The sequence below is a fragment of the Phaeodactylibacter luteus genome (assembly GCF_007993045.1).
GTDB classification, from domain to species: domain Bacteria; phylum Bacteroidota; class Bacteroidia; order Chitinophagales; family Saprospiraceae; genus Phaeodactylibacter; species Phaeodactylibacter luteus.
The window spans coordinates 1-6,719 of sequence record NZ_VOOR01000095.1; the positions used below are offsets into that span (position 1 = coordinate 1).

Below are 6,719 nucleotides of genomic sequence, written 5' to 3' on the forward strand. Positions count from 1 at the left end.
CGTTGATTTTCAGCCATAAACAAGTCTATTCATAAAATGAAAAACCGGGCCAATATGCCAACGTTTGTAAATAAAGGTCATTTGCCCATCGACATTTATCGCTGCAAACCCCTCTGCGTCTGACAGGCCGCTGCCAAGATCAATTGCAAATTTTTCTTGTGCCTGTATAGCTGAGGCTCCATATAGCAGAAGTGCCCAAAAGAATAAGTGCTTAATCATGTTTCTTCATTTGAAAAGTGAGCCCACCCTACTCTTTGCCACCAACACTCAGAAGGGAACTGCTGCTCACCGTTTTTGTACATTCTCCATCATTGCTACAGGGGCTACAGTTTCCGCGATCTCCACCGTTGAACCTTGGCTCGCAACCGTCGGTTTCTTGAGAACAATCAGAAGTGGTACAACTAATCGTGTAATTTACTCTCAATACAGTGCCATCTGCTTTTTCTACCCGAAATGTGGATTTGTAAGCTTTGCCAGAAAACACCAATGTATAGCCCCCCTGAGCAGCTGTTTCTATGCTCACCTCCGTAAATTCACCATTGATTCCTGAAAACCGCTGTAGATTTTGGTTGTAAGCCCGCAGCAGCTCTGTCTTGTCAGCAGTCAGCACCGCTTTACCATCTTGGAGCTCTCCGATAGCCAGCCAGCCCTTCTGAGCGTGAGTACAGCTGAACGCTGTCAGCGCTAAGAAAACGATTAAAATTAAATGCTTCATGATTGAAAATTTTGAGGTACCCTACAAACATAAGCCCCGTTTGTGCAAAAATTTTGCACTCTGCCGTTTTCCCGCCATTTTTTTGAAGTTTTTTTGAGCCCTCCAAACAAGCTCCAAGCCCGATAGGGCCGAGCGAAAAGTGAGCCCCGCAGCATAGCGGCCCCTGCCGTTGGGCTTGGGCAGGCCCCTATCCTTGCGGAGGGGGCAGGCCCAAAAAACGGCAATCTGATTTGAGCCCCTTCATCACAACCTCCATATCAGCCCCACCAACAACACCATCGGAAACTGGAAAACCTCATACTCCCTAAATGAAAAAGGAGTGACTTGGCTGCTCAGTACGGAGCGGTTGTTCAGCAGATTGGTGCCCTGAAGGGTGAGCGCCCAGCGGCCGCCATCAAATTGGTAACGGGCATCAAGGGATACCTCATTGTAAAAATCGTAAGGCTGCCCGGCCCGGCGAAAGCCATGCAAAGCGGCTGCCCCTTTGACCTGCAGGTTTTCCAGGGGCAGGACTTCCCATGACAGCGACAGCTCATCCTGATCAAACCGGGCTTGTGAACTACCCTGCTGACGTACCCACCGCTGCGACCGGCTGTATGCCAAACGCAGGGCGGCTGCCTTGCTGATTTCCCACCGGATTTCCGGATTTGCAAAGGCTTGCCACTCCGCTACCCGGCTATTCACGCCATAGAGGATTTGCCGGAAGGCGGACTGCCTGCCCCTGAAGTTGACCGACCATTCCAGACGATCCCCTTTTTGGCTCATCCGCCCTCGGAAAGACCATTCGTGGCCAGCATCCCGCAGGAGGAAAGTTTCCCGTAGCTGATCGATACCGGTGCCGCTGATGCGCTGTTGCAGGGCGAGGCTGCGCAGAGCATATGACAACTGCAGGTACCAATTGCGCTGGGTGAAAAAGTCCCTGCGCCGGTAAGCCAGGTTCCAAATATGAGAAAGGCTGTTGCGCAGATACGGATTGCCCTGTTCCAGCTGATTGAAGCCGGTGATCGTTGCCCGGCTCAGCCAGGCTTCCGTTTCCGGAAAGAGCCGACTGATGCGGTACCCCAGTTCAAATTCGCCCACATTCGTCCAGGTGGTGGTGGCTTTGGCGAAAGGCAAGGCCAGACATTCCCTTTGGCGGGCAGCCGCCTGCCCCTCCTCGCGAATCCACCATTGCATACGGTGGACGGTGGTGCCCAGTTCGCCCTCCAGCGCGTCGCGGGTGTACTTATAAGACAAACGGGCCGAGGCATCCTCCAACCGAAGCTTTTGACCGTTGCCAAACCGGGTGGTATCAATGGGCAGCAATACGGGTGTGCCGTTACCGGCTGACCAGTTGTCCATAGTCTGCGCCCAACTATGCAAGTGACGGTAGCCCAACTGGAATTCGAAGTGGTTCTGCGGACTTAGCACCCAATAATGCCGGTAGGCGGTGGAAAGGGCCGAAAGCCGGGTCTGCCCCTGATGCGAAAGCCCGGCATTCGGTTCCGGTGGTGAGCCAATCAGCCCTTGCAGCAGGGGCTGATTAGATTGCAGACCAAGCTCGTCCTCCGCTCTGCGCTGCTGCCAAGAGGCTTCCAAAGTGCCAATGTGATGCCCGCTGAATTTATGGTGGGCTTCCAAAGTATGGCTGTGGTTTTGAAAGTCATTGTGCTCGTCTGTGAACAGGTCACGCCCGGTCTGCACCGTTTGCGAAAGCAGCGTGGAGGCATCTTCCGCCATTCCAACCTGCAGGTCGGACTCCAGGGAGAGGTAGTAGTCTTCTTTGGGATCGTACACCAGGCTGAGCTTGCCGTTGGAGGTTGCCCGTTCGGTATCGCGTGCGCTTTCCCTGGTTTCGGTGACAGGCGGTGCCCCGTCCTGCTGCCAGAAGGCATTGCGCGACAGCGAACGGTAGCCCTGCACACTGCGGAGCCCCAGCCCATAGGCGTAAACAGTCCAGTCTGGGAGAGGTGCAGCGCTGACATTCAGCCCGCCAAACTGTGAGCGGCCGGAGCGGTTATTGCCCGGTGACAGGTAAGGCATAAAATCCTGCTGCAAGCCTGACAGCCCGGCTTGCCCCTCTGCCAGCAATCGGCCCATACCGCCCTGCATCTGAATGACATCGGAAAAGGACAGCGGCTCCAGATTGGCGTTGTTCAAGTCGCCAATGCCATTGACGCTTACCTCAGGGGAATAGTAAAAAAGGTTGGGGTGGGCGAGGTAGCGTTTTTCGGGGCCAGCTGCCGCCGCGATATCTCCAAAGACGAAGCGTTTTTTGTCTTCCCGCAGGCGTACATTGAGCACCAGTTGATTGCCCGTGCCGAGGGGTTGCAGGAAATCAACGGCGTTATAATTATCGATGACCTCCAGCTTGGCAATCACCTCTGCCGGGATATGCTCAAGCGCCAACCTGGAACTGCCCCCGAAGAAGGGCTTCCCTTCCACCATCACCTGCTGCACCACTTCCCCATTGAAGCGCAGGCGGTTTTGCTCATCCACTTCCATACCTGGCAGGCGGCGCAGCAGGTCCTGCAGCTTCCAGTCGAATACCTCCCGGAAGGCATCTGCCTGATAGGTGACCGTATCGCCACGGACCACGACCGGTGGGGCACGGTCTTTGACTTCCACCATCGCCAGGTCGAGGGGGTGCAGGCGCAGGGTAATTTGCAGGGTCGTATCTTTTGTTCCGGCAGGCAGGGTTATAGAGGTGGACTGATAGCCGAGGTAGGTGGTGGTCATTCGCAGGCCTGCAGCGCCACTTGCCTTAAAGCGGAACCGCCCCTGTTGATCCGTCATTGCAAAACGCAGGGCAGCTCCTTCCCCTACCGGCACGAAGGAAATATTGGCAAAAGGCAAAGGTGTGCGCAGGCTATCGTCCAGTACCTGCCCGGTAATTTGGCGCGATTGGGCCAGGAGGGGACACCCAGCCAGCAGAAGCAGCCCGGCCATGAAAGTCCGGTTGTTCCACACTACTGCCGGCTTTTGATTTGTTGCTCAATGTAGGCGTCGTATTCCTTCTTACTGATCGTTTTGCCTTTTTTGAGCCGGATGTCCTTTTGTTGTTCGGCAGATAAGCCTTCGGTGAGGGAGTCAATCGTAAAGGTCGACCAGGGTTTGCCTACCACACCCGCCTCCAATACCAGCCCGGGCAGCCCATCCATGCCCTTGGGGCCATAGGGCAGCGGGATTTCCGGAGTAAACCACGCTTCGAGCTCATAGTATATTTGCCGTTCGCGAGCCTTTTCATAGTAATCCACCACTGCCATCGCTTTTTTGCAGGCATACTGCCCGATGTAGCGTTCTTCCTCTGTGATGGCCCACTCGTATTCTTCGTAGGGCATTTGCACGTTGATGCGCTGCCCGGTTTGTTCCACCTGCTTGATTTTCTCCTGCTTTTGGGTGTTGCGGTAGTATACATTATTGGCTCCCGTGGTGCTTTTAGCTAGGATGTGCCCCAGCTCATCACCCAGTGGCAGGTAGGGGATAAGCCGGTACTGCGCGTGTTCGGGGGTGTAAAGGAGTTCAAAGCGCATCTGGGGGTATTCTGCTTCCATACCCTTCATGCTAGTTTTAAAACCTTCCCGCTGTTCCGGGGGTAGGCTTTTTGCTGCTTCATCCAAAGTTGAGTGAGCCTCGGCAGCACTGATCAGTTTATAAATCACCCGCCCGGATTGAGCAGGGAGAGTGAAGGTGCAGAGGAGTAGGATGGTTCCTAAGAGCAAAAGTCTGGGGTACATGTTTGTTGTTTTTGTCAATGTTTATGGCAGCAGCCGGACGTACAATTCAAATTTGTCCCGGTCATCTTTCAACTTATTTTAGGAATCGACCCAACACAATTAGCTGTAGCGTCGCATTAAAGCTTCACCCCGAACTTCAACAGCACACCAGAATTGATATCCCCATTTTGATAAGGTTGTGTAAAGGCTTTTAGCCCCAGCAGCAGGCGTTCCGTCACAGAATAGGTGTTTTCGATGATCAGGCTGAAGCCCAATGCGTTACGTTGATCGGACTGCTGCTTTGAATCAACAATTTCTCCGGTATGGGAAATCGATAAGGCATTGTAACTTTCCGAAACCGTATACCAGCTCAGCCCTGTACCGAGCCTGAAGTCATTTCTGCCTGCGTTTTTAAATGGTGAGATATAGACATTGGCGTTTAGCTGCAGGAAGGAAGCCTGATCAAGAGCGCCGTCATTGCTCGTACCAAAACCCAATCCCCCGCTCAAGGCAAAGTACCGGTTCAATTTGAGGTTCGCTTCGTTTTCCAGCATAATGGCGCGCATGTCCCCTGTGCCTAAGAGGGAACCGCCTACGCCAAATCTTAGGTCTGCTTCCTGCCCCTGTGTACTCACGCTTGCGCAGATTAGAATTATCAAGAATAAGGTTTGCTTAATCATATCAATTTATTTAAAAAGTTAGTGAAAACAGCATCTGTGCGCCTGTTGTTGGTTTTGCGCTTTATTCCTTCTCATTGAGAAACTCCAATTCCTCTTGAGTCAGCAGCATCTTGGGATTTACATTATCATGTCGAGGCACATGCTTGTAAAAAGGCAAGTTCAAATCTACTTGATCTGATTTATCTATCCCCTTGCTTTTAGAAGCCTCCAATACAAATAATTGGTGGTCAGTTCTTGTCGCTACGACTTCTTCATCAAACTGAAATTGGGCATCAAAGCTGGAATTCAGATTAACCAACTCGTACTTTCCGCTTTCTCGTAGTTCGTAGGACAATTCTACTACATGACGTTTTGAGCTGTACCTAAATGTGGTGTCCTCCAGTGTATACGTTGACCAGCTTAATGGATAAGCCATGTCTAGCCTAAGGTATTTTATCGAATTAGAGGTTTTGTCAAATACCACCAGGCATTCTTCAAGCGAAAAAGGCAGCTTGTTTTGATTGCTGATGGTGTTAAAGCTAACAAAAGTGTCTTCATCATCTGCTTTAACGTAGTTCACGCTATAGTCGTCACAAAAATCGGTTAACAGGGTCAACCAAAACTTTAAATCGGTCATCTTGAAAAAGTCTTCATTGGACATGTACCTTGACTTGATGGGGCCGTTGTCATCTATCTTCGAGAAGTCTATGCTTCTCAACATTACCTCATTCTTGTCTTTGATGAGCCCACGAGTTGAGTGACTTTTCCTGGCCCACCAATCTATTTGCGTTTGGTATAACCGGACAAGCGCGCCTTCTACATAAACTTTCTCCTTATAGGAACAACGTCTAAGCCTTGACTTCACTTCGTACCTATCTGATATGGATTGTCTATTATTCTTAAAATACGCTTTGATATCGAAGCCATCATAGGCACGGACTATAATTTCTTCCAGACTATGTTCTATCGGTATGAGGAAAACGGTGTCTGATTCCTCAATAAGATGTGGGCTTGAGATAGCTTCTAACCTATAATTAATGTGGCTAAAATAGAGTGTGTCTTCTATTTTTTCTATTTCTGCTACTCCGTCTTGGTTAGTGAAACTTCCTCTTGCAGAACTTTTATAAAAAAGATGTACACTTTCTACAGGATCACCCGTTTCGGCATTTACTATGTGGAACCGCAATATTTCTTCCTGCAATCCACATGGTAGATTTGTTGCCAACATTAGGTTGTACATCCCTGTTACCAGAAACAATAATTTAATTGTAGAACACATTTAGCACTATTTTGAATAATTCACGCCTAGTTGATGCTCATACACTTCTGATAAGTTTTTAGAACACCCATATTCAATAAGTCTGAAATAGCATTTTGACTGTGATGACTAATCTCGTTTTGTGCATTTAGATTTAGCGCAGAAATAAAGCGGCTACTGAACTTACCCCAAAAGCAGCCTGATGTCTTCATTAAGCCGGAGCAGGCTATAAAGCAGCCACTATTGGGGTAAGCCTCAAGTGCGTTGAACCGTTGATTAAACTATGACATCCGCACTAATACTAAATCCTGATGCCCACTAAAAAATTATAGGATACATCACTGCCGGTCCCTCTGACATGCCTGATTCTAGTGCCTACGGACAAGGTTTTG

Annotated in this window: 6 protein-coding genes; all 6 read right to left on the reverse strand. The window is 50.2% G+C overall.

The features are described 5' to 3' along the window. Positions 1 to 9: 9 nt before the first annotated feature. A complete protein-coding gene (locus tag FRY97_RS21255; RefSeq protein WP_147169641.1) occupies positions 10 to 219 on the reverse strand; it encodes a hypothetical protein in 210 nt (69 codons plus the stop codon). Positions 220 to 247: 28 nt separating this feature from the next. Further along, positions 248 to 715, reverse strand: a complete 468-nt coding sequence (locus FRY97_RS21260) for a hypothetical protein (protein WP_147169642.1) — start codon at positions 713 to 715, stop codon at positions 248 to 250. 243 nt (positions 716 to 958) lie between these two features. Next, the gene (locus tag FRY97_RS21265) at positions 959 to 3,643 is read right to left on the reverse strand and encodes a carboxypeptidase regulatory-like domain-containing protein (RefSeq protein ID WP_147169643.1); all 2,685 of its coding nucleotides are present in this window, start codon (positions 3,641 to 3,643) and stop codon (positions 959 to 961) included. A 20-nt stretch (positions 3,644 to 3,663) separates the two neighbouring features. Then, positions 3,664 to 4,431: a GLPGLI family protein gene (locus FRY97_RS21270; protein ID WP_147169644.1), complete on the reverse strand. Its 768-nt coding sequence runs from the start codon at positions 4,429 to 4,431 to the stop codon at positions 3,664 to 3,666. Between the two features lie 116 nt (positions 4,432 to 4,547). Beyond that, on the reverse strand, positions 4,548 to 5,069 hold the full coding sequence (locus FRY97_RS21275) for a hypothetical protein (protein ID WP_147169645.1): 522 nt from the start codon (positions 5,067 to 5,069) through the stop codon (positions 4,548 to 4,550). Positions 5,070 to 5,151: 82 nt separating this feature from the next. Then, on the reverse strand, positions 5,152 to 6,348 hold the full coding sequence (locus FRY97_RS21280) for a hypothetical protein (RefSeq protein WP_147169646.1): 1,197 nt from the start codon (positions 6,346 to 6,348) through the stop codon (positions 5,152 to 5,154). Between the last annotated feature and the right edge of the window lie 371 nt (positions 6,349 to 6,719).